General features: G+C 72.7%; 20 protein-coding genes and 1 pseudogene. 4 read left to right on the plus strand and 17 right to left on the minus strand.

Translation table 11 applies throughout. The features are described 5' to 3' along the window. Positions 1 to 185 precede the first annotated feature (185 nt). On the minus strand, positions 186 to 1,772 hold the full coding sequence (locus tag ACGF0D_RS15565; RefSeq protein WP_392870535.1) for an MFS transporter: 1,587 nt from the start codon (positions 1,770 to 1,772) through the stop codon (positions 186 to 188). A gap of 211 nt (positions 1,773 to 1,983) precedes the next feature. On the opposite strand from ACGF0D_RS15565, the gene ACGF0D_RS15570 reads away from it, so the two are divergent. After that, positions 1,984 to 2,346, plus strand: coding sequence for a YciI family protein (locus ACGF0D_RS15570; protein ID WP_392870538.1), 363 nt, complete (start codon positions 1,984 to 1,986; stop codon positions 2,344 to 2,346). A 4-nt stretch (positions 2,347 to 2,350) separates the two neighbouring features. Beyond that, positions 2,351 to 3,601, plus strand: a complete 1,251-nt coding sequence (locus tag ACGF0D_RS15575; RefSeq protein WP_392916341.1) for an RNA polymerase sigma factor — start codon at positions 2,351 to 2,353, stop codon at positions 3,599 to 3,601. Between the two features lie 55 nt (positions 3,602 to 3,656). On the opposite strand, the gene ACGF0D_RS15580 is transcribed toward ACGF0D_RS15575, so the two are convergent. The 16 genes and pseudogenes from ACGF0D_RS15580 to ACGF0D_RS15655 form a co-directional block, all read right to left on the minus strand. Next, on the minus strand, positions 3,657 to 4,304 hold the full coding sequence (locus ACGF0D_RS15580; RefSeq protein ID WP_392916344.1) for an EboA domain-containing protein: 648 nt from the start codon (positions 4,302 to 4,304) through the stop codon (positions 3,657 to 3,659). Between the two features lie 674 nt (positions 4,305 to 4,978). Beyond that, positions 4,979 to 6,532 (minus strand): benzoate-CoA ligase family protein, encoded by a 1,554-nt coding sequence (locus ACGF0D_RS15585; protein ID WP_392916347.1) that lies wholly within the window; start codon positions 6,530 to 6,532, stop codon positions 4,979 to 4,981. Beyond that, positions 6,529 to 7,782, minus strand: a complete 1,254-nt coding sequence (locus tag ACGF0D_RS15590) for an acyltransferase family protein (RefSeq protein WP_392916350.1) — start codon at positions 7,780 to 7,782, stop codon at positions 6,529 to 6,531. Before ACGF0D_RS15590 ends, ACGF0D_RS15585 begins: the two co-directional genes overlap by 4 nt. A 91-nt stretch (positions 7,783 to 7,873) precedes the next feature. Beyond that, complete coding sequence (locus tag ACGF0D_RS15595) at positions 7,874 to 8,989, minus strand: serine hydrolase domain-containing protein (RefSeq protein WP_392870555.1); 1,116 nt, start codon at positions 8,987 to 8,989, stop codon at positions 7,874 to 7,876. Positions 8,990 to 9,126: 137 nt separating this feature from the next. Next, positions 9,127 to 9,348 carry a DUF6052 family protein gene (locus ACGF0D_RS15600; RefSeq protein WP_392916353.1) on the minus strand — a complete coding sequence of 74 codons (222 nt, stop codon included), beginning with the start codon at positions 9,346 to 9,348 and terminating at the stop codon, positions 9,127 to 9,129. Further along, a complete protein-coding gene (locus tag ACGF0D_RS15605; protein WP_392916356.1) occupies positions 9,329 to 10,657 on the minus strand; it encodes a phenylacetate--CoA ligase family protein in 1,329 nt (442 codons plus the stop codon). The genes ACGF0D_RS15600 and ACGF0D_RS15605 overlap by 20 nt, the downstream gene beginning before the upstream one ends. Next, a complete protein-coding gene (locus ACGF0D_RS15610) occupies positions 10,654 to 12,456 on the minus strand; it encodes an FAD-dependent monooxygenase (RefSeq protein ID WP_392916359.1) in 1,803 nt (600 codons plus the stop codon). The genes ACGF0D_RS15605 and ACGF0D_RS15610 overlap by 4 nt, the downstream gene beginning before the upstream one ends. Positions 12,457 to 12,461: 5 nt before the next feature. Further along, complete coding sequence (locus ACGF0D_RS15615; RefSeq protein WP_392916361.1) at positions 12,462 to 13,298, minus strand: tryptophan synthase subunit alpha; 837 nt, start codon at positions 13,296 to 13,298, stop codon at positions 12,462 to 12,464. Positions 13,299 to 13,301: 3 nt separating this feature from the next. Continuing rightward, positions 13,302 to 14,003 (minus strand): indole-3-glycerol-phosphate synthase, encoded by a 702-nt coding sequence (locus tag ACGF0D_RS15620; RefSeq protein ID WP_392916363.1) that lies wholly within the window; start codon positions 14,001 to 14,003, stop codon positions 13,302 to 13,304. Positions 14,004 to 14,085: 82 nt separating this feature from the next. After that, positions 14,086 to 15,150: pseudogene (gene trpD / locus ACGF0D_RS15625) on the minus strand (anthranilate phosphoribosyltransferase); the annotation flags it as partial. Beyond that, a complete protein-coding gene (locus tag ACGF0D_RS15630) occupies positions 15,128 to 17,626 on the minus strand; it encodes a methyltransferase (protein WP_392916366.1) in 2,499 nt (832 codons plus the stop codon). The pseudogene trpD and the gene ACGF0D_RS15630, both read right to left, overlap by 23 nt. A 58-nt stretch (positions 17,627 to 17,684) precedes the next feature. Continuing rightward, a complete protein-coding gene (locus ACGF0D_RS15635) occupies positions 17,685 to 18,485 on the minus strand; it encodes a tryptophan 2,3-dioxygenase (RefSeq protein ID WP_392916369.1) in 801 nt (266 codons plus the stop codon). Between the two features lie 170 nt (positions 18,486 to 18,655). Continuing rightward, positions 18,656 to 19,843: a kynureninase gene (locus ACGF0D_RS15640; protein ID WP_392916372.1), complete on the minus strand. Its 1,188-nt coding sequence runs from the start codon at positions 19,841 to 19,843 to the stop codon at positions 18,656 to 18,658. Beyond that, positions 19,840 to 20,634 carry an alpha/beta hydrolase gene (locus tag ACGF0D_RS15645; protein ID WP_392916375.1) on the minus strand — a complete coding sequence of 265 codons (795 nt, stop codon included), beginning with the start codon at positions 20,632 to 20,634 and terminating at the stop codon, positions 19,840 to 19,842. Before ACGF0D_RS15645 ends, ACGF0D_RS15640 begins: the two co-directional genes overlap by 4 nt. A 130-nt stretch (positions 20,635 to 20,764) precedes the next feature. Then, entirely contained in the window at positions 20,765 to 21,922 is a 1,158-nt protein-coding gene (locus ACGF0D_RS15650) for an epoxide hydrolase family protein (RefSeq protein ID WP_392916378.1), read from the minus strand. Positions 21,923 to 22,022: 100 nt separating this feature from the next. Beyond that, the gene (locus ACGF0D_RS15655) at positions 22,023 to 22,436 is read right to left on the minus strand and encodes an SgcJ/EcaC family oxidoreductase (protein ID WP_392870588.1); all 414 of its coding nucleotides are present in this window, start codon (positions 22,434 to 22,436) and stop codon (positions 22,023 to 22,025) included. Positions 22,437 to 22,698: 262 nt separating this feature from the next. Between ACGF0D_RS15655 and ACGF0D_RS15660 the strand changes: the two genes are divergently transcribed. Continuing rightward, positions 22,699 to 23,877 (plus strand): acyl-CoA dehydrogenase family protein, encoded by a 1,179-nt coding sequence (locus ACGF0D_RS15660; RefSeq protein WP_392870591.1) that lies wholly within the window; start codon positions 22,699 to 22,701, stop codon positions 23,875 to 23,877. 95 nt (positions 23,878 to 23,972) lie between these two features. After that, positions 23,973 to 25,205 carry a cytochrome P450 gene (locus ACGF0D_RS15665; protein ID WP_392916380.1) on the plus strand — a complete coding sequence of 411 codons (1,233 nt, stop codon included), beginning with the start codon at positions 23,973 to 23,975 and terminating at the stop codon, positions 25,203 to 25,205. Positions 25,206 to 25,222: the final 17 nt, after the last annotated feature.

Below are 25,222 nucleotides of genomic sequence, written 5' to 3' on the forward strand. Positions count from 1 at the left end.
GCCGGGCGGCACCGCCGGCCCCTACGTCGAACGGGGGCGGGGGGATTCGACACCGTCGTCCTCCTTCTTCCTCAAGTTGCGCCGGGGCGGCGGGAGTTGCCGGATGCGCCCGGAACGGACCGACGGCTGTGGCCGGGGCTTTCTGCCCCGGCCACAGCCGTCGGTCGTCGCGGTGGGTGGTGCGGTCAGCCGGTCGCGGGGACGGAGTCCTCGCTGCCCTCGGTGGGGGCCTCGGCCGCCGGCTGGCCGGTGGGCGGCACGTGCCGGAGCAGGGAGGTGACCAGGGCGGCGGTGGCGACCAGCAGGACGCCGGAGATGGTCACCACGGTGTGGAGCTCGGAGGCGAAGGCCGCCCGGGCGGGCGTGAGGAGGGTCTCGGCGACCTGGGCGGACAGCGAGCCGGCGGCCTCCGTCGCGCCCGCGAGGGAGTCCTTCGCCGTCCGGACCGCGTCGGCCGGCAGGCCGTCCGGAAGGCTGAGGGTGCCGCGGTAGACGGCGGTGCCGATGCTGCCCAGGGCGGCGATGCCGAGGGCGAACCCGAGCTGGCCGCTGGTCTCGTTGAGCGCGCCCGCGGAACCGGCCTTCTCCTGCGGCGCGGAGCCCATGACCAGGCCCATGCCGAGGGTGACCATCGGGCCGGAGCCGAGGAAGACCACGGCGAAGCCGGTGATCAGCACGACCGGGCTCGTTCCGGGCTCCGCCATGGTGATCACCAGCATGCCGACCGCGGCGAGGACCAGTCCGCCGCCGATGACGTACGCCGGGCGGAAGCGCTGGCCGAGCTTGGGGGAGATGCCGAAGCTGATCGTGTTGGCGAGGATCGCCGGCAGCATCCACAGGCCCGAGTGGAGCGGGTCGCGGCCGTACACCAGCTGCAGCGTCTGGGTGACGAAGAACATCACCGCGCCGGTGAGCATGGTGCCGAGGAACAGGCTGACCAGGGCCGCGGAGAAGGCGCGGCTGCTGAACAGGCTCAGGTCGAGCAGCGGGTTCGGCAGCTTGCGCTGGCGGTGGACGAAGAGGATGCCGAAGCCGATGCCGACCAGCACGGCCGCGATCGACAGCGGCTGCCAGCCGTCCTTGGCGATCTCCTTCAGCCCCCAGATGGCGAGCAGGACGGCCGCCATCGACTCCAGCGCGCTGATCGGGTCCAGGCGTCCGGCCTCGGGGTTGCGGAACTCGGGCAGGAAGGCCGGGCCGAGCAGGAGCAGCAGCACCATCGGGGGGACACCGAGCAGGAAGGCCGAGCCCCACCAGAAGTGGTCGAGCATGGTGCCGCCGATGATCGGGCCGATGATGGCGCCGGCCGAGAAGCACGCGCCCCAGATGCCGAACGCGGCGCCACGCTGCTTGGGGTCCTGGAACATGGTGGTGATCAGCGAGAGCGTGCCCGGCGCGAGGGTGGCGCCGGCGATGCCGAGCAGGGCGCGCGAGGCGATCAGCATCTCGGGGCTGACGGCGTACGCGGAGGCGACGGAGGCGAGGCCGAAGGCACCGGCACCGATCAGCAGCAGCCGGCGCCGTCCGATGCGGTCGCCGAGCGACCCCATGGTGACGAGCAGGCCGGCGAGCATGAACGAGTAGATGTCGGTGATCCACAGCTGCTGCACACCGCTGGCGTGCAGGTCCTCCGACAGGCTGGGCAGGGCCAGCAGCATGACGAAGACGTCGATCGAGACCAACAGGGTGGGCAGGGCGAGGACGGCGAGTCCGATCCACTCTCGCCGTCCGGCCCGGGGCGCGGCCTCGCCGGGGGACGTGGTGTCGCTCATTACGGGGGTCCTTCCGCATTCTCGGGGCACTCGGCATCCGCGGGTGCCGTCACACCGGTACGTCGGACCCGTCGACAAGGTCTCGACATCTCCGGCGGAAACTCCGGCGCAGCGGCGTCATCTCGGCTTGGATGTCGAGGGCGGGCCGCCTGTGGCGACGTCTCAGGTGCAGAGCACCAGCCGACCGCGCGAAGGACCAAGGAATGATGGTATGAAATACATGCTTCTGATCCATATGAACCCGGTCATCTGGGACGGTCTGCCGGAGCGGGAGCGGAACGAGGTCTACTCCGGGCACGCCACGTTCCAGCAGAAGATCCTCGACTCCGGTGAGATGGTGACGACCCAGGCCCTCGCCGATCCGTCCGCCAGCGCCACGGTCAGAGTCCGCGACGGGCGGCCCGCGGTCACCGACGGCCCGTACGCGGACACCAAGGAGTTCCTGGCCGGCTACTACCTGGTCGACTGTGCGTCGAGGGAGCGCGCAGTCGAACTGGCCGGCCAGATCCCCGATGCCCGGTACACCGGCATCGAGGTCCGCCAGGTCGTCTTCGAAGCAGATGCGGAGAGTTGAGCCGATGAACCGTGACGCCCGGGTCGAGGGCCTGCTCCGATCGCTGGCACCGCAGGTCCTCGGCGCGGTCGTCCGCCGCTACGGACACTTCGACGCCTGTGAGGACGCCGTCCAGGACGCCCTGCTGGCGGCGACCGTCCAGTGGCCCGACCAGGGCGTCCCCAACAATCCCCGGGCGTGGCTGATCACCGTGGCCGCCCGCCGGGTGATCGACGGGCTGCGCAGCGAGCAGGCCCGCCAGCGCCGTGAGGCCACCGTCGCCGCGCTCACCCCGACCGACGAGACGGTGACGCCCGGCCCCGGCGAGGAGCCCAAGGCGGCCGAGCACGACGACATGCTCACCCTGCTCTTCCTGTGCTGCCACCCCTCGCTCACACCCGGCTCGCAGGTCGCCCTCACCCTGCGGGCCGTCGGGGGTCTGACCACCGCCCAGATCGCGCACGCCTTCCTGGTCCCCGAGGCGACCATGGCCCAGCGGATCAGCCGGGCCAAGCAGCGGATCAAGGCCACCGGCTCGTCGTTCCGGATGCCTCCGCAGAGCGAGCGCGAGGAACGCCTGGCGGTCGTGCTCCAGGTGCTCTACCTGATCTTCAACGAGGGCTACACCACCACCAGCGGCCCCGACCTGCTGCACCCCGAACTGGCCCGCGAGGCGATCCGGCTCAACCGTGAACTGCACCGGCTGCTGCCCGGGGAGGGCGAGGTCGCGGGCCTGCTGGCGCTGATGCTGCTGACCGACGCCCGCCGCCCGGCCCGCACCCGGCCCGACGGCAGCCTCGTCCCGCTCGCCGAGCAGGACCGCTCCCGCTGGGACCAGGCCGCGCTCAAGGAGGGGCTGGCGCTGATCGCCGAGACGCTCCCGCGGATGGTGACCGGGCCGTACCAGGTACAGGCGGCGATCGCGGCCGTGCACGGCGAGGCCGCGCGCGCCGAGGACACCGACTGGCCGCAGATCACGGCCCTGTACGAGGTGCTGGAGCGGATGTCCCCCGGCCCGATGGTGCGGCTCAACCACGCGGTCGCCCGCGCGATGGTCGACGGCCCGGCGGCCGGGCTCGAGATGCTCGCGCCCCTGGAGGCCGACGGCCGGCTCGCGGGCCACCACCGGCTCGCCGCCGTCCGCGCCCATCTCCAGGAGATGAGCGGCGATCCGGCGGCGGCCCGGGAGAGCTACCGCGAGGCCGCCCGGCAGACCGGCAGCCTTCCCGAACGCCGCTATCTGGAGGCCCGCGCCGAGGCGACGAACAACCAGTGACGGGCCCGCCGGTGACGGGCCGACCGGTGACGAGCCCGGGCCGCTGAGGCCCGCGTCAGCGCAGGCCGCCGCGCGGGCGCGGCATGAGCGCCAACAGCACGGTCATGCCGAGCAGGGCCCGCAGATCGGGGCCGATGTCCCGGCCGGCCGCCCGCTGCTGCTGCGCCAACTCGTGGGCCATTCGCAGCAGTTCGGAGTCGGTACGGGGGACCAGCTCCGCGACGGCGGACAGCGTCACACCGGCGAGCAGGCACGTCATCACGCCGTGCCGCCACCGGACCTGGTCGAGGTGCAGGGCCGCGAACGGGCCCATCGCCGCCGCGATCAGCAGCGGGTCCCTGCTGCGCAGGCCGTCGGCGACCAGCTCCAGGCCGAGCCGCGTGCAGGAGGCCGGCAGCAGCGCCAACGCCCGTAGCACGCCGCGCTGTTCAGCGTCGTCGCCGCGACGGTAGAGCCGCTCGACCTCGTCCTCCAGGAGCCCGGGGGGCAGCACCTCGGCCAGCACCGTGAGCAGCCGGGCCCTGGCCCGGTCGTCGACGGTGCCGAAGACCAGGCCCTGCGGGTCGGCCTCCGGCCGGACGGGCCCCCGGCCGACCGCCCGGCCGACCAGCGAGAACTCCTCGTGGACGGCGGTGGGGCGCTGCCGGATGCGGCGTTCGGCACCGGCCAGCCAGCCGTTCTCCGGTGCGTGCAGGATGGCCACCGAGCCCCCTCGCGGGATGTCGGTGGCAGGCCAGGGATGTTCCTCGTGGTACTGCATGATCGACGGTCTCCGAATCGTGGACGACAGCGGTGCAGCCGTGGGCGGCAGCTGAACGGAAACGGTTTGTTCGGTGGCCGACTGGTGCCCGGCGGGCGGCGGTTGGTGCGCAGGCCTCAACCGCGGTCGGCGATGCTCGCTATGAAACAGCGGGGCGCGGAGCACGGTCAAGAACCGCCGCGGGGCCGCGAACCGGCCGGACGATCACGGGGGAGCACGCGTTCGCGCAGGTCGCGGCAGGCGCCAGGAGGCGCGGAGGGGGCCCGGAGCGGGCACAGGGAGCCCCGTGGACACCGCACGACACGAGAAGGGAGGCGTGCGGGGCCTCCCGCGGGGCGCCTGGTGCCGGGCGGCCGTCGGGACGGCGTCCACTCCGTCCCGGCGGCCGCAGCAGCCGGCATCTCTGCCCTGCACTTGGTAGTCGAAGCCGACGACGCGTCATCGACATCCGCGGGCAAGATTCTTCGGACTTCTCTCGAAGCCGCCGCCGGGCCGCCGCCGGGCCGCCGCCGGGCCGCGACCGCGCCACCGCAGGGCCCCGGCACGACGAAACAGCGGTCACCGGCGCGGCGGTGGTACCTGCCGTGCCGGTGACCGCTGTGCTGCCCGAGGGGCGCTCAGAGCCGCTGCAGCGCCTTGCGGTCCACCTTGCCGTTGGCGGTCAGCGGCAGGGTGACGACGAACCGGACGTCCCGCGGGTACTTCTGCGGCGACATCCGGGCGCGGACGAAGTCCTTCAGCTCGGCGGCCGAGACCTCCGCGCGGCTGACCACGTACGCCCTGGTGAGGGTGAGGCCGTCCTCCTCGTAACCGACGACCGCGCACTGGTCCACGGCCGGGTGGTTCAGCAGGCAGTCCTCGATCTCGACCGGCGCGACCCAGACCCCGTGGACCTTCAACAGGTCGTCCGCCCGGCCCCGGTAGTAGAAGAAGCCCTCCTCGTCCCGGGTGAAGAGGTCGCCGGTGCGCACGGTGTGCTCCGCGGGGAAGGTCACGGCCGTCTGCTCCGGTGCCTCCCAGTAGCCCGACGCGGCGGTCTCGCCCACCACCTGGAGGACTCCGAGCTCGCCGTCCGGCAGCGGGTCGCCCTGGTCGTCGACCACGTTCACCCGGTACCCCGGCACGACCTTGCCCAGGCTTCCGATCCGGGCCTCACCGGGCCGGTTCGAGATGTAGGCGTGGTAGACCTCGCAGGAGCCGATGCTGTCGGTCACCTCGACGCCGAAGGTGTCTAGCCACCTGCGGTGCAGCTCGCCCGGCAGCGCCTCGCCGGCCGAGATGCAGAGCCGGAGCGAACTCAGGTCCCGGGTGCGGGCGTCGGGGTGGTCGACCATGGACTTGATCATGGTCGGCACGTTGACCAGGACGGTCGGCCGGTGCCGCTCGATCAGGTCGAAGATCCGCTCCGGCGTGCTGCGCTCCGGGAAGACGACCCCGGCGGCGCCGACGCCGAACGGGAACAGCACCGCCGTGTCCCGCGAGTAGCCGAAGAACAGCTTCGGCACCGGCAGCACGACGTCGTCCGGGCGCAGGCCGAGGACGCCGCGGGCGTACCAGTCGAAGCTCAGCACCGGGCTGCGGGCCGGCACCGGGACGGCCTTGGGCGCGCCCGTGCTGCCCGTGGTGAACTTCCACATGACGATGTCGTCCCGGTCGACGTCCACCGCGGCCAGCTCGTCCGACTGCCCGGCGAGCAGCGTCTCGTAGTGCAGCTCGCCCTCGCGCAGCTCCTCCGGCGCCAGGCCCATCACCAGGAGGTTGCGCTCCCCGGCCTCGCGCAGGGCGGCCACCGTCGCCCGGTCGACCAGCGTGAGCGACGGCTTCACGTAGTCGAGGTAGTACCGGTAGTCCTTCGGGTGGAGGTAGCTGTAGACCTCCGCGGTGACGGCACCGATCTTCTGCACGCCGTACCAGGCGGCCACGTACTCGACGCCGTCGCTCAGCGCCATCATCACCCGGTCGCCGCGCCCGATGCCCAGGCCGCGCAGCAGGTTGCCCACCCGGTTGGCCAGCGCGCCCAGTTGGGCGTAGGTGGTGCGTCCGGTGTCGGTGATCAGCGCGGTGCGCTCGCCGTCGTTGCGGTCGACGAACCAGTCGGCGACGTTGAGTCGCTCCGGTACGTCCGCGTACCGCATCGGGCCCTGTGGCCCGGATGTCCCCGTCTCGGTCATTTGCCGGACCCCACCAGGTCGCGCAGCTTCTCGGCGGGGCGCTCGATGAGGTAGTGGCTCACCGTCGCGAACAGCACGCTGCCCGCGAGGACGAAGACCAGCAGTTCCCAGAAGCCGACCTTGCCCACGAACGCGCCGACCGGCATGGCGTGGTTGTCGAAGATGCTTCCGTTCTTGAACCAGGCGTGGATCATCGGCAGGTGCCAGAGGTAGATGCCGTACGACATCCGCCCGAGGAAGCGCACCGGCGGGTTGCCGAGCACGCCGTCCATCAGCCGCGAGCTGACGCCGGGGACGGTCAGCGGCAGCACCACCAGCATCGCGAAGAGGATGGTGAGCACCTGGACGGTCAGCTCCTGCGCCAGGGCGCCGTAGGTGCCGGTTCCCGGGATGCCGAAGGGCTTGGGGATGTTGAGCAGGAACACCACGCCCGCGCCGAGCCAGCACAGGTTGGGCCGCGCGGCCACCATCCGGAAGAGGGCGGGCGGCTCGGAGGTCGTCTCGGCGTAGGCCAGCAGCGCCGCGAGCGCCATGCCTCCGGCGAAGAAGCTGAAGGAGCCGAAGGGGAAGAAGGAGTAGTAGAAGACGTCGGCCTTCATGGCCGGCAGGTACGCGAAGGTGGTCCAGCCCAGGCTGGCCAGCGCGACCAGGGCCAGCGGCAGGGCGATCCGGCGGGCCCGGCGGCTCGGGTCGGCGGCGCGGGACGCCCACTTCTGGACGAGCCAGCCGATGAGCGGCAGGCTCAGGTAGAACACCAGCTCGGTGGGGACCGTCCAGGTCGGCTCCAGGCCGGCGATCCAGTCCATCGGGTTCCTGGTCAGCACGAAGTGCACCATCAGGAACGGCTTGAGCACGTACCAGGGTCCGTCGATGTTGTCGAAGTCGATCAGCAGCAGGACGGCCAGGACCATCGCCCAGTAGCCCGGCACGATCCGCAGCGCCCGCTTCCAGAGGAACGGGAGCGTGGCGGGTCGCCGGGTCCCGGATATCGCGGCGCGCGCGAACGGGCGGAACAGCAGGAGGCCGGACAGCACGAAGAAGGGCGACAGGCACACCTCCAGGCCGTTGGCCAGCACGCTCCACAGGTCATGCCCCGGCTCGGCCATCGAGTGGCTGACGTTGGCCTCGTACGCGACGTGGTACGCGAGCACGCCGACGGCGGCCAGCCCGCGCAGCCCTTCGAGGGTCGGAACCCTCTTCGTCTTCTGTGCCCCCCCGGCGATACCGACGGATCTCTCTGTCACTGCCATGCGTGTGTCCCCCTCTGGTGACTGTGTTCCGGTGTTAGGGAGCCGTCGAGGGCCGGGCCGCCGAGGTGGCGGCCCGGCCCGACCAGAGGTCTCAGTTGGCGGCGGCGTGCTGCGCGACCAGCTCGCTGAGCTGGTCGACGGCGGAAGCGGGACCGGGGAAGAACCGGTTCTTCGTCAGCGCGAAGGCGATGCCGGTCTCGGTGTCGGCGTAGGCCGTGCTGCCACCCATGCCGGGCATGCCGAACGTGGTGAGCGTGTCCTGCGGGTTGGCACCCGGCCGGCCCAGGTTGTAGCCCAGCGCGCGCGGCAGCGGGAAGCCGATCATCTGGTCGACGTCGGCGGTGGCCACGGCCGTGACCTCGCGCAGCCGCTCGTCCGAGATCAGCCGGACGCCGTCGACCTCGCCGAGCAGCGCGGCGTACATCCGGGCCACGGCGCGGGCGGACATCGTGCCGCCGGAGGGGATGTCCGAGCCGAGCACCAGCGGGTGGTTGCCGTAGTCGGCGCTCGGGGTCACGGCCGCCGGGGTGGCCTTGAACAGCGGCATGTCGGCGGGCATCATCGCCAGCATCTCGGCGGTGCCGGGCGCGTCCTCCAGCCGGGCGAGCCGGCCGAGCTCGGACTCCGGGACGCCGAAGAACAGCTCGTCCGCGATGCCGAGCGGGCCGGTCACCTCCTCCTTGAGCACCTGGGAGATCGGCTTGCCGGTGGCCCGGCGGACGATCTCGCCCATCACGAAGCCCCAGGTCATCGCGTGGTAACCGGTCTTGGTGCCGGGCTCCCACCACGGCTCGGCGTCGGCGAGCAGGCCGACCATCCGGTCCCAGTCGGCCAGGTCCGGGATGGTGAGGTCGGACGGCACCGCCGGGACGCCGACCGAGTGGGTCAGCGCGTGGCGCACGGTCGCCTTGTCCTTGCCGTGGGCGCCGAACTCCGGCCACAGCTCGACGATCGGGGTGTCGTAGTCAAGGGCGCCGCGGTCGGCGAGGACGTGCACCACCGTCGCGGTGACACCCTTGCCGGTCGAGGCGCTGTAGAACGGGATGTCCGAGGTGACCGGACGGCCGCTGTCGGGGTCGGCGACGCCCGCCACCGCGTCCACGACCAGCTCGCCGTGCTGGTACACCGCGACCTGGATCCCCTGCTCGGCGCCGGACTCCACCATCTCGTCGATGGCCTGCTGGACGATCTTCTGCATGATGCTCATGCCCTTTCGACTTTCGCTCTGTGGATCCGGCGCCCCACGGGCACCGCTCACATGAGACATCGGTGCCGCCGTCGGGATCTCGACATCGGCCCGCCGGGTGCTCGAAGATTTTTTTCGGTTCACCCGGGTGGCGGCGGTCAGCCGGTCCAGCGGTGGCTGTAGAACTCGAAGTCCAGCGCCTGCCCGTCGAGCGCGGCGTGCAGCTCGGCGACGGCGGCCCGGGCCGCGGCCCGCACGGAGGGCACCCGGCAGTCGGCCGCCAGCCCGTGCAGCACGCGGTAGCAGTCGCGCAGCTGCCCCTCCTCCTCGGGCGAGAGCCGGGCCGCGGCGGGGGAGTGGTCAACCGGCTCGTTCGTCATGGAATCGCGCTGCCTTCACTTCGAATCGGGGGAGGCTGCCGGGGTCGGCCAGCTCGACCTCGGGGCGCAGGCCGAGCTGGCGCTTCATCTCGGCGCTGATGCGCGCGCAGAGCTCGGCCTGCTCGGAGCGGCGCGCGGCCGGGACGGGCCGCGGCTCGACGCGGACGACGACGGTGTCGAGCCCGCGCACCGTCCGCAGGACCGTCTGGTACTCGCTGACCTGGTCGAAGCCGCGCATGATGTCCTCGATCATCACCGGGGTGACCGAGATGCCGCGGATCTTGCGCATGTCGTCGGTCCGGCCGAGGATGCCGCCGTCGTACCAGTCCCAGCTCCGACCGCAGCCGCACTCGTGCCACGGCCGCTTCACCACGAGGTCGTCGGTCCAGTACCGGAAGATCTGGATGCCCTCGCGGCCGAGCGCCGTCATCACGCGGACGCCCTGCTCGCCGTAGCCGACCGGCTCGCGGGTGACCGGGTGCAGGACCTCCTCGATCACCCCCGGCTCGATGATGTGGCAGCTGCCGGCCCTCGCCGGGCACTCGAACATGAAGACGGTGGCGAGTTCCGTCATCCCGGCGAAGTTGTACACCCGGGCGCCGAAGGCGTCGGCGATCGCGCGCGCGGTCGAGTCCGGGCGCGGTTCGGCGCCGGTCACCACGATCCGCACGTTCGCCTCCGCGGCCAGGTCGACGCCCATCTCCCGGGCCGTCTCCACGAGCCTCATCGCGTAGGTGGGCGTGCAGCCCAGGACGTCGATCCGCTGGTCGACCAGCAGCCGCACCCGGCTGCGGGAGTCCATCGAACCGACCGGGACGACCATGCTGCCCATCCGCTCCAGGGCGTAGTGCATGCCCCAGTAGCCCATGAACAGGCCGTACCCGAAGGCGACGCAGCCCCGCTGCCCGGCCCGCACGCCCGCGCCGTACAGGGCCGTGCACCACATGTCGACGGCCCAGGTCCAGTCGCGCGCCGTGTCGAAGGTGCGGAACGGCGGGTTGCCGCTGGTGCCGCTGGTCTGGTGGTAGCGGACGGCCAGGGCCGGATCCGTCGAGGGGATCGTGCCGTACGGAGCCGGCTCGGCCTGCTGGGCGGCGATCAGGTCGGACTTGTACACCAGCGGCACCCGCTCGGTGTACTCCTCCAGGGAGGCGATGCCCTTCGGCAGGCGCTCGCGCCAGAACGGCGAGTGCTCGGCGTGTTCCAGGGCGCGCCGCAGCTTCCGCCACTGCCACCGCGCCAGTTCCTCGCGCGGCATGGTCTCGGTTCTCGGGTTCCAGTACGGGGTGTCGGTCGGCAGGGGCGTCATGACACCACGCCGGTCTCGGTGGGCGCCGGGCGCAGCACGCAGAGGTCGGCCCAGCCGGCCGCGAGCACGGTGTGGATCTGGTCGAGGGTCCGCAGCGCGTCGTCCACCATGACCGCGATCCCGGCCTCGTTGCGTACCGCGTCGGCGAGTTGGAGGACGTCCGAGGGCTCGTCGGCGGCCCCGCAGGCCTCCAGGAGCAGCAGGTCCGCGCCGTGTTCGGCCAGCCGCCGGGCCAGCGCCACGAGCGGACCGGACCCGGTGGACCGCGGGCCGGCCGGGTCGGGGCCGAGCGCCACCGCGAGCGGGCGGGGGGAGGGCCAGGCGGCCCGCAGCGAGTCCAGCGCCGCGAGGACCCGCTCCGGCGGGCCGGCCGCGGGCTCCGGCCACGGCTCGGCGCAGAGGTCGAGCAGCAGCATCGCGCAGCCGTCGTCGACGGCCTGCCGGGCGAGCTCCCGGTAGCTCCCCGGGTCGTCCGCCAGGGGGAGCCGGCGGCAGGCCGGTGCGGCGGCCCGGTTCACCGGGCCGGGTTCCGGGTCGAGCACCAGGGCGCTGCCCAGTGTCCCGGGCGTCCCGGCCTCGCTGACCAGACGGTTCTCCAGGTGCAGCCCGCCGATCCACAGCGGGGCGAACGCCGGCGGCGGCGCCAGCTGCGCCTGCCGTCCGGTCGCCCGGCTGTGGAACCAGCCGTCGAAGCGGGCCGAGAACTCGGGGTCGCGGGCCGCGATGTCGGCGTGGGTGATCCGCCAGGACCGGGCCACCAGCTGGTACGCGAACTGGGTCGGCTCGAAGTCGGTGTAGCGGTGCAGGTTCTCGAAGTAGCGCTCGGACCTGCGCGCCGCCTGCTGGAACTTCTCGACCCGTGGCATCCGGGCCCGCTCGAAGCGGGCCAGGGCGTCGGTGAGGCTTCCGGAGCCCGCCCGCAGCTCGTCGGCCAGCACGATGGCGTCCTCGATCGCGAGCCGGGTGCCCGAGCCGATCGACCAGTGCGCGGTGTGGGCCGCGTCGCCGATCAGGACCACGTCGCGGTGGTGCCAGGTGGCGCAGCTGAGCTGCCGGAAGTTGGCCCAGGGCGCGCCGTTGGACCGGATCGGCCGTCCGTCGAGGTCCGCGGCGAAGATCTCCTCGCAGCGGCGCACCGACTCCTTCTCGTCCAGCTCCGGGAACCCGGCCCGCTGCCAGGTCTCCTCGGAGACGTGGATGATCATCGAGCTCCAGGGCTGCCCCGACGGGTAGCAGTACCCGTGGAAGCGGCCCCACTCGGTGTCGCGGAAGATGTAGGTGAAGTAGGGGAAGACCTTGTCGACCCCGTACCAGACGTAGCGGAACGCCGACTGTTCGAACTCCGGCCGGAAGACGTCCTCGTGGGCCCGCCGGACCACCGAGTTCACGCCGTCAGCACCGACCACGAGGTCGGCCCCGGAGTGGTCGTCGAGGCTCTCCACCCGGTGGTGGTGGTGCACCCGCGCGCCGAGCCCGGTGGCGGTGTCGCGCAGGATGGCGAGCAGGGCGGCCCGGGGGACGCCGTGGAAGCGGTTGCCGTTCACCAGCAGCCGGGAGGAGCGGTACCGGACGTCCACCGGGGTCCAGGTGGTGCCGGCGGCGACGATCGCGGCGTGCGTCGCCGGGTCCACCCGCCCCAGCTCGTCCAGCGCTCCCTCCGGGAAGACGACTCCCCAGCCGTACGTCGTCTCCGGGCCGTTGCGCTCGAAGACCCGTACGTCGTCCGCGATTCCGTACCGGCGTAACAGGACGGCGAGGAAGAGTCCGCCGGGACCGCCGCCGATGATGTCGACCCGCATGTGTCTCACTGTTCCGTTGGGGATCCGTCGAGGATGGTGGCCGCCTTCCAGCGGCCGATGTGCTCGCGAAGCGCGTCCGGGCGGGCCGCGGGGGCCGCCTGGGACAGCACGCTGATCAGACGGCTCCCGACCACCACGCCGGCCGCGTCCGGGGCGAGGGCCCGGATCTGCCGCTCGTCGCGGATGCCGAAGCCGACCAGGAACGGCCGGGAGGCCGTCGCGCCGAGCCGCCGGGTGAGGCGGGTGGCCTCGTCGAGGTCGAGGTCCGCCCCGGTGTGCTCGGCCAGGTTCCGGTACGTCAGATGGGCGGCCGCCGACTCCAGTTGCCGGACCAGCGCCGGGTCGGCGGCCGGGGCGATCCCGGGGACGGCGCTGAGGCCGGCCGCCGCGACCCGCTCCAGGTCCTCGGGCCCGTCCGGGCGGGCGAGCACCAGCGCGTCCGCCCCGGCCGCGGCCGACCGTGCGAGGAGCAGGTCCCAGCCGAGGTCGGCGACGGTCTGCGGGTAGACCAGGAGCAGCAGCGGGAGGTCCGCCGCGGCCCGGCGCAACTCGCCGAGCCACTCCCAGAGTTGCTCCTGGTCTGCCCCTCGGGCGCGTTCGAAGGACCGCGCGATCTCCGCACCGCGCGGGCGGGTGCCCGGAGTCGGGATGCCGAACTCCAGGATGTCCGCGCCCGCGTCGGCCGCCGCCAGGGCCAGGTCCGGCCGGTCGCAGGTCAGCGGGTCACCCAGCGTCAGGTAGATCGCCAGGGCCCGCTGTTGTGCGGCGGCCAACCGGTCCAGGCAGCGTCCGAGCCGGTCGCCGGGACCGCCGGACGAGGCCGGTGGGAGATCGTCGGACACCTGCTAGGCCCTCGCCGCGTCTCGCAGTGACCGGACGGTGGCCGCCGGGTCGGCGCTCTTGGCGATGGCCGTCCCGACCAGGATGCAGTGGGCCCCGGCGCTCGCGGCCCGGGACACGTCCGCCTCGGAGTGGAAGGCGCTCTCGGAGATCACCAGGAGGTCGTCCGGGCAGTCGGCGATCAGCTTCTCGCTGAGGCTGACGGTGCCGTCGTCGAGTTCGAGCGCCGTGATGTCCCGGTTGTTGATGCCCACGGCGACCGCGCCGAGCTCGATCGCCCGCTCCAGCTGCTCGGCGTTGTGGACGCCGACCACGACCTCCAGCCCGAGGTGCTCCGCCCGGCTCTTCATCGCGCCGAAGAGCTCCGGGTCGGGGACCGTGCTCAGCGAGATCTGCACCGCGTCGAAACCCGCCTCGTGCGACTCGTCCATCTGCTCCACCGTGCGGAAGAACTCCTTGCGCATCAGCGGAACCCCCGCCACCCGGCGGATCCTCCGGGCGATCGGGATGCTGCCGCCGAAGAAGTCGGGGTCGGTGGGGGTCGAGAGCGCGTCGGCGCCGCCGTCGAGCAGCACCCGGACGTAGGGCTCGAGCTGCTCGTCGGAGATCAGCTCCCCGTCCCGTGGGGACCGGCACTTGACGTCGACCATCAGGGCCGGCCGGCGGTCCCGGCGTGCGGTGGCGAGTACGTCATACAGGCTGTTCATGATCCTCCTCTCGGGTCGGTGCCACCACATTGTGGTCGGCCCCGGTGTGCCGGACTTCTTCTGTCGTGCTGTGACGGATCCGGTCGGAGACCTTGACCCAGCGTGCGAGCAGGTCCGCGGCCGCCCCCGAGTCGACCGCCCGGGTGGCCTGCGCCAGCCCGGAGGCGAGGTCCTCCTCCAGGGATCCGGTGAAGCCGGTGTACGCGGCCAGCGCCGCGGCCGCGTTGAGCAGCACCGCGTCCCGCACCGCGCCGCGTTCGCCGCGGACCAGCCGGCGGACCGTCTCCGCGTTGGCCGCCGCGTCCCCGCCCCGCAGGTCCCGCGGCCGGGCCCGGGGGATGCCCAGCGCGACCGGGTCGAGGGTGCGCTCGGTCACCGTGCCGTCCTGGACCAGCCAGACCCGGCTGGTGGTCGTGGTGGTGAGCTCGTCCAGGCCGTCGTCGCCGCGGACCAGCAGCACGGTCGCGCCGCGCCGGGCGAACACCTCGGCCAGCAGCCCGGTCCGCTCCGGGAAGGCGCAGCCGACCAGGGCGTGCGACGGCCGGGCCGGATTGAGCAGCGGCCCGAGCAGGTTGAAGACCGTCGCCACGCCCAGGTCCCGCCGGGTCTCGGCGATGTGCCGCAGCGCGGGGTAGCACACCGGACCGAACAGGAACCCGATGCCGATCTCGGCCACGCAGCCCGCCACCGCCTCCGGTTCCAGGTCGATGGCGACCCCGAGCCGCTCCAGCACGTCCGCCGAGCCGGACCTCGACGTCGCGCTGCGATTGCCCACCTTGGCGACGGTGGCACCGGCCGCGGCGGCCACCAGCGCGGCCATGGTCGAGATGTTCACCGAGTCGGACCGGTCGCCGCCCGTGCCCACGATGTCGAGGGCACGGGCGGCGAGCCGGACCGGACGGGCGTAGCCGAGCGTCGTGTCGGCCAACGCGCCGACCTCGGCCGGCGTCTCGCCCTTCGCGCGCAGCGCCACCAGGAAGCCCGCGACCTGGGCCGGGGCCGCGGCACCGGACATGACGCGGCCCATCACCCAGGCGATGTCCTCGGCCGAGAGGTCCCGGCCGTCCAGGAGCTGCTCGATCAGCCGCTGCCAGTCGGGCACCGCCCGGCCGGCGACCGGCTGACTACGCGCCGGCAGCGCTCCCATTCCCGCCCCCCGGCTCGTCGTGCCGGGCGGCCGCACCGACGACCGCCGGAACCTCCGCCGGACGGGCCTCGATCAGCGACGACCTCGCCGAGCGGTCGATCCCGACGAACTCGAACCCGCTCTCGGTGAGCAGCCGCCGCCAGGAGCTCTCGCTCCGCTCGCGTCCCCCGAGCAGCACCAGCATGTGCAGGTCGAGCAGCTTCGCGGGGTGCGGCCGGGAGTCGTCCGGGATCACCTGTTCGAGGATGAGCAGCCGGGCCCCGGGCCCCATGGCCCGGTGACAGCTGCGCAGGATCTCCACGGCCCGGTCGTCGGACCAGTCGTGCAGGATCTGCGCCAGGACGTAGACGTCGCCCCCGGACGGGACCTCGTCGAAGAAGTCGCCGCCCACCACCCGGCAGCGCTCCCGCAGTTCGCCCCCGCCGAGCCCGGACAGCGCCTCGTCCGCCACCTTCGGCAGGTCGAACAGCACCCCGCGCAGCTCCCGGTGCCGGGACAGCAGGGTGCCCAGCAGCGTGCCGTTGCCGCCGCCGACGTCGACGACCGTGCCGACCCCGCTCCAGTCCCGGTCGAGCAGGGGCAGCAGTCGCAGCGTCACCAGCCCGGCCTGGCCCTCGTTGAAGGCGGCCAGCTCCGCGGGATGGTCGCCGAGCCAGTCGAACATGGGCTTGCCGAAGACGGTCTCGAAGGCCGCGCGGCCGGTGCGCAGCGAGTGGCCGGCCGCCGTCCACGCCTGGTACGCCTCGCCGGCCATCAGCGAGGCGAGGTGGTGCAGCGAGCCCGGCGCGTCGCGGTGCAGCAGGGCGCCCAGCGGGGTGACGGCGAAGGTACCGGCGGGCTGCTCCACGAAGAGCCCCTCGGCGGTGAGGACCCGCAGGAAGCGGTGCAGGGCGTCCGGGTCGGCGCCGACCCTGCCGGCCAGCTCCGCGGCCGGGACGGCCTCCTCGCCGAGGCTCTCGACCACCTTGAGTTCGGTGACGGCGAAGATCGCCTGGGAGACGATGTACCCCATGATCTTCCGGCGCAGCAGGCTGTTCTGGTCCTCGGGGTCGGGCATGGTGTTCTCCGTCGGTCGCGGCGGTCTCCGGTTGTGGTCGCGGGTGCGTTCCCCCGCGCCTTGCAGGTCCGGGAAGAGTGGTATCGCGGCGGTGGCCTTCAGGTAGTCGGCACCGGTGGTGCCACCGGTGCCGGGGGAGTCCTTGATGATCTTTCGGGTGATCCCCCAGTGGGTCCGCTTCATGGCGCGCCAGCTGTCGTCGAGCCGGGCCATCGCCGCGGCCACCGCCTCCAGCGCGGGCTCCCCGAGTACGGGTACCAGCTCCTGGTAGACCTCCTGGAGGGTGGGGCTCGGCACCTCGACCCGGGCGACCCTGTCGTCGGTCGCCGTACGGGGCCGCTGTGCGGTGATCCGCTCCACCTGCCGGTAGGCGCGGGACTGGATGGCGCTGCGCCCCTCGGTGTGCGCGCGGATGATCGCGAAGCCCTCGCGGGACATCGTGGTGAGCACCCGGTAGAGGATCGGGGTGCTCTCCACCCGCTCGGCCGCGGCCCCGAGTTCGGCGACCGCCGTGCCGAGGTCCGCGGACCGCAGCGCCGTCAGCGCCCGCTCCAGGCACCGGTACGTCCGCCGGTAGACCAGCTCGAAGAGCTGCACGCTGCGCACGAACATCAACTCGTCGTGGACGGGCGTGGACGGGAGCATCGAGATCTCGGCCGCCTGCCGGACGGCCTCCGGCGTCGCGTCCAGCGCTGCCTGCGCGAGCCGTCGGCCGAGCGCGGCCAGCGCCGGGTCGTCCCGGTCGAGCGTCCGGACGAACCCCGCCGGCGGCACCACGCCCCCGCGTGCCGTCGGCGCCAGTTCGGCCACCCGCGCCAGGGCCTGGGCGACCGCGTGGGTCCGCACCCGCTGCCAGTGCGCGTCCGGCGTCACCGCCAGGGCCTCGCTCTCGGCGAGCAGGAGGTCGGCCAGCAGGACGCGGATCTGGGTGTCGAGGCCCGGGTCGGTCTCCGACTCGCCGTCGGCCGCGGCCAGCCGTTCGAGCATCGGCACGAGGAGGTAGGAGTCGTAGTCGCCGTCGTCCTGGTCGAAGGTGCTCGGCAGCCAGTCGAGGAGCAGCCGCCGGCCGAGCGGCTGCCGGTGGTCCGGCGGCGCCGCCGCGGCCAGCCTCCGCTCCAACTCACGTAACGCGTCGACCAGTTCGGGGGAGGCGTAGTTCCGTCCCGCGGTCTGGAAGTGGTCGAGGATCTCCTTGAACGGGAAGCTCTCCGGTGACCCGCGCTCGCCGTCGGTCTCCAGCCCGGCGGTCCACTCGGCGAGGCGGGCCAGGGCCGCCGCGGGATCCGGTCGGTCGCTGGGGCGGGCTCCGCGGAGGCTGATTCCCGCCACGCCGGTGTGCTGCGGCCACTCGGCGGTCGGGCCGGCCGGGGTGCGGCCTTCGGTTCGGACGGACGGGGACTTGTGTTCCGATAGGTACATGCCACACCTCGTGGAATAGTGGCGGGATGGCCGCCGTGAGGTGGATCAGGGATCGGTCTCACATCTCGCTGCGGATCGCCCAGAGGTCCGGGAACACCGGCTGGTGCAGGGTGCCGCGCAGGTACGCGGCACCGGCGGATCCCCCCGTGCCGGGCTTGGCACCGATGATCCGTTCGGCCATCTTGGCGTGCCGGTAGCGCCACTCCTGGATGAGTTCGTCGAGGTCGAGCAGCCGCTCGCACAGCTGCGCCGCCACGCCGTCGTCGCGGTAGACCCGCAGCAGCACCGACTGCACCGCCTCCGAAGGCGCCTGGGGCAGCGAGACGTCCCGGTGCAGGCGGTCCTGCGGCACCGGGTAGCCGTGCTGCGCCAGGTAGCGCAGGACGGAGTCGAACACCGGCGGCCGGGTCATGGCCGCGGTGATGGCGGTCCGCTCGGCACTGTGCCGCGGGTACTGGCTGACCATCGCGTCCCCGCGCCGGCCGAGCACCGCCTCGATCTCGCGGAACTGCGCCGACTGGAAACCGCTGCCGTTCAGCACCGACCGGAACGCGTTGAACTGGTCGGCCGTCATCGTCTCGATCAGGCCGACGTGACCGACCACCGCCCGGAAGACGGCGAGCAGCCGGTTCAGCCGGCGCAACGAGCCGCCGCTGTCGCCCTCGGACAGCGCCCGCTGCATTTCCGAGAATTCATGGAGGATCAGCTTGAAGAAGATCTCGTGCGCCTGGTGGACCACGATGAAAAGCAGCTCGTCGGGCACGTCGGTGCGCGGCCGCTGCAATGCCATGAGTTCGTCCAGTGCGAGATATGCGGAATAGTCCAGAACCGCCGTGTCTTCGCCCGTCACAACCCACATCCGATTCGAGTAGTGAATCTTGAGCTGGAATGTCCGACAGGCTAGCGGGCGGCGCCGAAGGTCAACAAGGCGAGGATGGGGAGTTCAGCAATCCGGAAGATGTGACGTGCCGTCAGTTCGGTGCCCCGCGGTCACCGTCAGGCCGGTGACCGCGGGGCACTGGACGACCGTCAGGTCAGTGACCGCAGGGCCAGGACGGTGGTCAGGACGTCCGCGTGCGAGACGTAGAGGCCGTTCAGGCCGAAGCGCAGCAGGTTCGGCGGCCGCACGTCGCCGGTGATGCCGCGTTCGACCAGGGCCGCCATGAGCCGGGCCGCCTCCGGGTGGCCGAGGGTCAGCTGGCTGCCCCTGCGTTCGTCCCGGCGCGGCGTCACCAGCTCGAAGCCCCGGCCCGCCAGGTGTTCGTCGACGCAGGCGATGAAGAACCGGCTCAGCGAGAGGCTCTTCCTCCGGAGCTGCCGGAGGTCGACGCCGTCGAAGACGTCCAGTGCCGCGTCCAGGGCCAGCAGCGACAGGATCGCCGGTGTGCCGATCCGGCAGCGGGCGATCCCCTCGGCCGGCCGGTAGTCCGGCGTCATCGCGAAGGGGTCGGTGTGGCCGTTCCAGCCGGTCAGCGGCTGGTCGAGGTGGTCGTGGTGGCGGCGGGCCGCGTAGCCGAAGGCGGGAGCGCCCGGGCCGCCCGACAGGAACTTGTAGCCGCAGCCGACGGCGAAGTCGACGCCGTCCCGGTCCACCGCGAGCGGGACGGCGCCCACCGCGTGGCTGACGTCCCAGACCACCACGCCCCCCTCCCGGTGGGTGGCCGCGGTCAGCCGGGCGAGGTCCCACAGCTCGCCGGTGCGGAAGTCGACGGCGCTCGCGGTGACGACGGCCAGGCGCTCGCCGCAGTCGGCGAGCGCCTCCTCGAACCCGGACACCGGGGCCTCGCGCAGCTCCAGGCCGAGCATCCGGGCCACCGAGGCGGCCAGGTAGCGGTCGGTGGGGAAGCCCGCGTCGTCCATCAGCAGGATGTCGCGCCCGGGGCGCAGCCGGGCGGCGGCGGTCAGGGCGTTGAACAGTTGGACCGAGGTCGAGTCGCCGGCCACCGTCTGGCCGGGGGCCGCCCCGAGCAGCCGCCCGAGCCGGTCGCCGACCCGCAGCGGCGCGTCCCACCAGCCGTCCTCGTACCAGGCGCCGATCAGGTGCTCGCCCCACTGCTCGGCGACGACCCGGCGGACCCGCTCCGGCACGGAGGCCGGCAGCGCGCCCAGCGAGTTGCCGTCCAGGTACACCGTGTCCGGGGGCAGCAGGAACGCCTTGCGGGCCGCGGCGAGCGGGTCGTCCCGGTCGAGCTGCGCGGCGACCTCGTGCGTGGTCACAGGCCCACCTGCGCGAACACCGCGGCGCCGAGCCCGGTCGTCGGATCGGCCAGGTCGAACGGGAGGTCGAAGTGGTTGCGGTCGGCGGCGACGACCTCGCGCACCACGGTCGCGCGCGGGCCGACGGCCCGTACCAGGTCGTCGTGCTGCCGGGCGAACTCGTCCGTCTCGGCGCCGCCCCTGGCCACCACGAGGGCGGGCAGGCGCGCGGGCAGCCGCAGGATCGGGCTGAGCCGGGCCGCCGCCGCGGCGTCCAGCCCCAGTGGCGCGTTCACATAGGTGTGCCGCACCGGTTCGAGGTCGTAGACGCCGCTGAGCAGGAGCGCCCCGGCGAACGCGTCGGCCGGGTGGCGGCCGCCCGGCCGCCAGTCGTCCAGCAGCGCCATCAGGGCCAGGTGGGCGCCGGCGGAGGAGCCGCCGATATGGACGCGGCCCGCGTCCACCCCCAGCTCCTCCGCGTGCTCCAGCAGCCAGAGCAGGCCGCGGCGGACCTGCGCGACGATCTCGTCCAGCCGGTACTCGGGCGCCAGCCCGTAGCCCAGCGCCGCGAACGCGGCGCCGGCCGGGACCAGGTCGCGGGCCGGGAAGGACGCGTCGTCCTTGCTCAGCTCCTGCCAGTAGCCGCCGTGCAGGAAAACCACCAGCGGCGCGTTCCGGGAGCCCGCCGGAAAGAAGTCCAGGGATTCCGCGGGGGCGGGGCCGTAGGGTATTCCACGGCGGACCTCGAAATCCGCCCGGGCTTTCTCGCTGTCGCCGGCGTACCGGTCCACGAAGACGTTCAGGTCGGGCACGCGGGAACTCGGCGAGTACTGCCGGTCCAGTGTGCGCTGGTCGTATCCGCGATACACCGGCGATTCCATAAGGGGCCTCTCCGTTTCTGCCCGGCGCCGCCACCGGCGCCGGGCGGGTTCGAGTTTCCGGTCAGCGCACCCGGCGCGCGAAGGTCCGGACGTCGCCGACGAACAGCTCGGGCTCCTCCAGCGCCGCGAAGTGCCCGCCGCGCTCGAGCTCGGACCACTGGGCGAGGGTCGGCAGGATCTGCTCGGCCCACCGGCGGATCGGGCGGACGGCGTCCTCGGGGAAGACGGCCACCCCGACCGGCGCGGCGAGCGGCCACGGGCCGGCCCAGGTGCGGATGAAGTCGGCGTCCAGCCGGTTGGACTCGTAGTAGAGCTGGGCGCTGGAGCCCGCGGAGGCGGTGAACCAGTAGATCTCGGCGTTGGTCAGCAGCCGGTCGCGGGCCACCGCGTCCTCCGGGACCGTCTCCGCGGCCGTCCACTCCTTGAACTTCTCGACGATCCAGGCGAGTTGGCCCACCGGGGAGTCGGTCAGACCGTAGCTGAGGGTCTGCGGGCGGGTGGACTGGATCTTCCGCCAGCCGGCCCCGTCCTGCTCGAAGTTCGCGGCGAACTGCAGCCGGGCCAGGTCCGCCTCGCCCAGGTTCGCGAACTCGGCCGGGTCCTGCGGCGGGAAGGTGGCGAGCATGTTGAGGTGGACACCCGCGACGTGCGCCGGATCGGCCAGGCCGAGCTGGAGCGAGACCGGCATGCCCCAGTCGCCGCCCTGGACGAGGTAGCGGTCGTAGTCGAGCCGGTGCATCAGCTCGGCCCAGGCCCGGCCGACCCGGGCGGTGTCCCAGCCGGCCTCCTGGGGGCGGCCGGAGAAGCCGTAACCGGGCAGCGAGGGGATGACCACGTGGAACGCGTCGGCGGGGTCGCCGCCGTGCGCCCGCGGGTCGGTCAACGGCCCGATCACGTCCAGGAACTCCACCACCGAGCCGGGCCAGCCGTGGGTGATGACCAACGGCATGGCATCCGGCTCCGGCGAGCGCACGTGCAGGAAGTGGATGTCCACGCCGTCGATCTCGGTCAGGAACTGCGGGAACGCGTTGAGCTGCTCCTCGGCCTTGCGCCAGTCGAAGCCGGTGCGCCAGTACTCGGCCAGCTCCTTCAGATAGCCGAGCGGTACACCGCGTTGCCAGCCCACGCCCGGCAGCTCACCGGGCCAGCGGGTCGCCGCGAGCCGGCGGTCCAGGTCGTCGAGGGCTTCCTGCGGGATGTCGATACGGAAGGGGCGCATGGCGAGTCCTCTCGGTGGGACGGTCGGGGCGAAGGCGGGGGCAGCGGCGGGGCCGGAAGCCGGCCGGGTCTCAGGCGGCGATGTCTCGGACGGCGGTGTCTCAGGCGGCGAGGGGGGTGTTCTGGTACGAGGCGATCCGCCAGTCGCCACCCTGGCGGGCCAGCACCCAGGTCGCCCGGATCGCGCGCTCGGCCGTCACCTCGGCGTCCCCGGGGGCCAGCACGCCGCCCCGGGTGACCACCACGGCGACGTCCTCGGCGAGCGGGCGGACCGACACCGGCTCGCCGGTGACCCGGGTCCCCTTGAACGGGCCGGCGAAGGCCTGGGTCATGAAGGCGCGGATCTGCTGACGGCTCGTCAGGAACACGTCGCCGGGCAGGATCAGCGTCGCGTCCTCGGTGAAGACCTCGGCGAAGCCGTCGGCGTCCTGCGCGGCCCAGGCCGCGACGATGCGCTGCGGGACGGCGCTCAGGGCGGCGGCGTCGGGGGTGTTGGGCGCGGGAGTGGCGGACATGGTCTCTCCTTCTCCGGTGGTCCCGGCCGCGATCACGCGGGCCGGGTGACGGCCAGCCTCACAGCAGGCCGGGAGGGGGGACAACTCCCGGATTGCGATGGTGTGTTGCCCAGAAAAAGGGGAACGGCATGCCTCGGGTGCGCCGCAATCCGGGAGATGCGGGCACCCCGGCCGACTGTCAGCCTCGACAGGGCCGATCAACGACCGCGGCCCGGACGGCCAAGCCGTCCCGAGTGGGCCGCCCACTCCGGAGGAGCCCCCGATGACAGCCAAGGAATCCCCGTCCAGGGAAGAACTGGTGAGCCGTGCCGCCGAGCTGGTGCCGCTGCTGCAGAAGAACGCGCTGTGGCACGAGGAGCACCGCCGGCTGTCCGACGAGACCCTGGCGGCGCTGACCGACTCCGGACTGCTGCAGATCCGGGTGCCGCACCGCTACGGCGGCTACGAGTCCGACATGCGCACCGTGGTGGACGTGATCGCCGAGCTGGGCCGCGGCGACGGCTCCACGGCCTGGGTCATGGCGGTCTACGCGATCAGCTCCTGGATGGCGGGCCTGTTCCCGGACGAGGTGCAGGACGAGATCTTCGCCGACCCCGGCGTGCGGGTGAGCGGCATCCTCAGCCCGACCGCGGTCGCCGTGCCGGTCGAGGGCGGCGTGCTGCTGAACGGCAAGTGGACGTTCAACTCGGGCGCGCTGCACAGCTCCTGGAACACCAACGCGGCCGTGCTGATGACCCCGGACGGCCCGCAGCCGATCATGGTGGCGGTCCCGCTGGCGGACCTGGAGATCGTCGACGACTGGCACACCACCGGCCTGCGCGGCTCCGGCAGCGTCACCACCGTCGCCACCGACCTGTTCGTTCCCGAGCCGCGGGTGCTGCCGATGGTCCCGGTGCTCCAGGGGCAGCACCGCTCCCTGGCGAACGCCGACTCGCCCATCTACCGGGCGCCGTTCATGCCCACCGCGTGCGCCACCGTGGCCGCGCCGGCCCTCGGGCTGGCCCGGGCCGCCAAGGAGGCGTTCTTCGAGCGGCTCCCCGGCCGGAAGATCAGCTACACCGAGTACGCCAACCAGGCCGAGGCCCCGATCACCCACATCCAGGTGGCCGAGGCCATCACCCGGATCGACGAGGTGGAGTTCCACGCCCACCGCGCCGCCGCCCTGCTCGACACCAAGGGCCCCACCGGCGAGGAGTGGACGCTGGAGGAGCGCGCCCGGATCAGGCTCGACCTCGGCGCGGTCTGCTCGCGCGCCAAGGAGGCGGTGGACATCCTCAACACCGCCAGCGGCGGCTCCTCGATCTACACCACCGTCCCGATCCAGCGCATCGAGCGGGACGTCCAGACGCTCAACCTGCACGGCATCCTGCACCCCAACACCAACCTCGAGCTCTACGGGCGGGTCGCCTGCGGGCTCGGCCCGAACACGCTCTACCTGTAGCCGACGCTCTGCCCTGACAGGGCCGCCGCCACCAGCGGCGGCGGCCCTGTTCGGCATGCCGTCCGACCGTTCCCATCGACCGCTCGGAGACCTCCATGGCAATCCCCGAACCCGTCGTCATCGACCGCACCGGACGTGACATCCACGCCGAGGCCGCCCGGATCCGGGCGAACGGCCCGGTCACCCGGATCGAACTGCCCGGCGGCGTGCTCGCCTGGTCGATCGCCGACCACGAGACCGCCCGACAGGCGCTCAGCGACCACCGGCTGTCCAAGGACCCGCGCCAGCACTGGACGGACTTCGCCGAGGGCCGGATCGGCGAGGACTTCCCGCTCATCGGCTGGGTGCTGATGGACAACCTCACCACCCGGTACGGCGCCGACCACACCCGGCTGCGCCGGCTGACCGCCGGGGCCTTCACCCCGCGCCGGGTCGAGGCCATGCGCGCCGAGGTCCAGAAGGCCGTCGACGAGCTGCTGGACGAGCTGGGCCAGTGCGAACCCGGCGAGGTGCTGGACCTCAAGGCCCGCTTCGCCCGCCCGATGCCCGCCCGGGTGATCTGCGACCTGTTCGGCGTCCCGGCCGAGGACCGCGCGCAGATCCTGCGCGGCGGCGAGGCGAACATCGACACCAGCCTCACCCCGGAGGAGGCCGCGGCCAACGTCGAGCAGTGGCACCGGGAGATGCTGGAGTTCGTCGACTCCAAGCGCCGCGACCCCGGTGACGACCTGACCAGCGACCTGGTCCAGGTCCAGGAGGAGGACGGCTCCCGGCTGAACGACTCCGAACTGGTCGGCACCCTGCACCTGCTGCTCGCCACCGGCACCGAGCCGGTGATGAACCTGCTCGCCAACGCGACCCGGGCCCTGCTCACCCACCCCGAGCAGCTGGCGCTGCTCCGCAGCGGCGCGGTGACCTGGGAGGACGTGATCGAGGAGACCCTGCGCGTCGAGGCGCCGGTCGCCCACCTGCCGTTCCGCTTCGCGGTGGAGGACATCGCGCTCGGCGGCGTCGTCATCGCCAAGGGCGACCCGGTCCTGATCAACTTCGCGGCGGTGGGCCGCGACGGCGCGATGCACGGCGACAGCGCGGACGCCTTCGACGCCGGCCGGCCGGACAAGGAGCACCTCTCCTTCGGCCACGGCGTCTACCGCTGCATCGGCATGCCGCTGGCCCGGATGGAGGCCGAGATCGCCCTCTCCGCGCTGTTCAGCCGCTTCCCCGACCTCGAACTCGCCGTCCCCGCAGGGGAACTGGAGCCGCAGGTCACCTTCATCATGAACGGCGTGCAGACCCTCCCGGTCCGCCTCACGCCGCGAACCCGCTGACACGAAAGGATGGTCGG

This window comes from Kitasatospora sp. NPDC048298, from assembly GCF_043201465.1.
Lineage (GTDB): Bacteria > Actinomycetota > Actinomycetes > Streptomycetales > Streptomycetaceae > Kitasatospora.

What these genes read in the sequence shown, in the direction of transcription:
- ACGF0D_RS15565 (WP_392870535.1), bottom strand. Translation starts at nt 1,772, where the DNA reads ATGAGCGACACCACGTCCCCCGGCGAGGCCGCGCCCCGGGCCGGACGG.
- ACGF0D_RS15570 (WP_392870538.1), top strand. Translation starts at nt 1,984, where the DNA reads ATGAAATACATGCTTCTGATCCATATGAACCCGGTCATCTGGGACGGT.
- ACGF0D_RS15575 (WP_392916341.1), top strand. Translation starts at nt 2,351, where the DNA reads ATGAACCGTGACGCCCGGGTCGAGGGCCTGCTCCGATCGCTGGCACCG.
- ACGF0D_RS15585 (WP_392916347.1), bottom strand. Translation starts at nt 6,532, where the DNA reads ATGACCGAGACGGGGACATCCGGGCCACAGGGCCCGATGCGGTACGCG.
- ACGF0D_RS15590 (WP_392916350.1), bottom strand. Translation starts at nt 7,782, where the DNA reads ATGGCAGTGACAGAGAGATCCGTCGGTATCGCCGGGGGGGCACAGAAG.
- ACGF0D_RS15595 (WP_392870555.1), bottom strand. Translation starts at nt 8,989, where the DNA reads ATGAGCATCATGCAGAAGATCGTCCAGCAGGCCATCGACGAGATGGTG.
- ACGF0D_RS15600 (WP_392916353.1), bottom strand. Translation starts at nt 9,348, where the DNA reads ATGACGAACGAGCCGGTTGACCACTCCCCCGCCGCGGCCCGGCTCTCG.
- ACGF0D_RS15605 (WP_392916356.1), bottom strand. Translation starts at nt 10,657, where the DNA reads ATGACGCCCCTGCCGACCGACACCCCGTACTGGAACCCGAGAACCGAG.
- ACGF0D_RS15610 (WP_392916359.1), bottom strand. Translation starts at nt 12,456, where the DNA reads ATGCGGGTCGACATCATCGGCGGCGGTCCCGGCGGACTCTTCCTCGCC.
- ACGF0D_RS15620 (WP_392916363.1), bottom strand. Translation starts at nt 14,003, where the DNA reads ATGAACAGCCTGTATGACGTACTCGCCACCGCACGCCGGGACCGCCGG.
- ACGF0D_RS15630 (WP_392916366.1), bottom strand. Translation starts at nt 17,626, where the DNA reads ATGTACCTATCGGAACACAAGTCCCCGTCCGTCCGAACCGAAGGCCGC.
- ACGF0D_RS15635 (WP_392916369.1), bottom strand. Translation starts at nt 18,485, where the DNA reads ATGTGGGTTGTGACGGGCGAAGACACGGCGGTTCTGGACTATTCCGCA.
- ACGF0D_RS15650 (WP_392916378.1), bottom strand. Translation starts at nt 21,922, where the DNA reads ATGCGCCCCTTCCGTATCGACATCCCGCAGGAAGCCCTCGACGACCTG.
- ACGF0D_RS15655 (WP_392870588.1), bottom strand. Translation starts at nt 22,436, where the DNA reads ATGTCCGCCACTCCCGCGCCCAACACCCCCGACGCCGCCGCCCTGAGC.
- ACGF0D_RS15660 (WP_392870591.1), top strand. Translation starts at nt 22,699, where the DNA reads ATGACAGCCAAGGAATCCCCGTCCAGGGAAGAACTGGTGAGCCGTGCC.
- ACGF0D_RS15665 (WP_392916380.1), top strand. Translation starts at nt 23,973, where the DNA reads ATGGCAATCCCCGAACCCGTCGTCATCGACCGCACCGGACGTGACATC.